Origin of the sequence: Polaribacter sp. 11A2H, assembly GCF_011379025.1 — a bacterium.
Taxonomy (GTDB): domain Bacteria; phylum Bacteroidota; class Bacteroidia; order Flavobacteriales; family Flavobacteriaceae; genus Polaribacter.
The window spans coordinates 1-980 of sequence record NZ_WTLD01000046.1 but is presented as its reverse complement, the minus strand read 5'-3'; the positions used below and the strand labels follow the sequence as shown (position 1 = coordinate 980).

Here is a 980-nt window from a genome sequence, read left to right as displayed (position 1 = left end):
GCATTAAAACTGCACATAAATAGTAAATTCCGAAGCTTTTGATTTCCCATTTTACTAATTCTGGGACGTCCTTTTACACTACTTCCACTTTGTCGTATTACCGGAGTTAAACCAGCATAACTACAAAGTTCACTTCCACTTGTAAAGCGATCAAAACCATCCGTTAGAACAACTAGCATTAGGGAGGTTTTAGGACCTATTCCTGGAATGCTTTTTAAATCAGTTAAAAGTTTCTGATGGAATTCTTTTACTAAAAATAACAATTTATCTTCGATCGTTTTCATATCTTTCTGGAGTTCTTTTAAAATTCGTTTGAAGGAACTCACTACAGATTTACTAGGAATTCCTAAAACCGTTTCTCCATGTATTTTATTCTTAAGCATAGTGCTTTGTTTTGTATACACAGACAGGAGTCTAATCATCTGAAGACATTCTAATTGATGCTTTGAATTACCTCTCCATAGCTTTAATTCAACCTGTTTAGCATATTCACAAATTAACCTCGAATCGCTTTTATCTGTCTTAATTTTAGACAGCTTCATCTGAATAAACCGTTTTACAGATAAAGGATTCTCTACTGAAACTTTAATACCTTGTTCTTGTAAATAATAAGCTAACTGGTAATGATAATAACCAGTAGCTTCCATCACACAATGACTATTAATATCTAACAGTTTTACGAACTTTTTAAAGCCCAAAATACTATTTTTAAACTGGTAATAATTACCAAAAGAATCGGTAACATCAAAAACTAAATGACTGATGTCAAGTCCAAAATATTTTATATCTTTATTCATAAGAAAATGTTTTTTGAAAGGACATACTACGCGAGTTTCAACGACTTAAAATCGAGGTCTAAAAGCCTCATAGAACTGTACGAAATCTGTGTAGAAAAGAGAGGGGATTTTCAATGTTGACGAGATCTATTGTCTCTCCGTATATAATAACCTTATTCCTCTCTTTTGTGCTTTCTTATTATA

Annotated in this window: 1 protein-coding gene; it reads right to left on the bottom strand. The window is 32.0% G+C overall.

Translation table 11 applies throughout. The annotated features are described in order from the left end of the window. Positions 1 to 797 (bottom strand): IS110 family transposase (locus tag GQS58_RS16840; protein ID WP_166388051.1); only part of this gene is annotated, 797 nt, incomplete at its 3' end. Between the last annotated feature and the right edge of the window lie 183 nt (positions 798 to 980).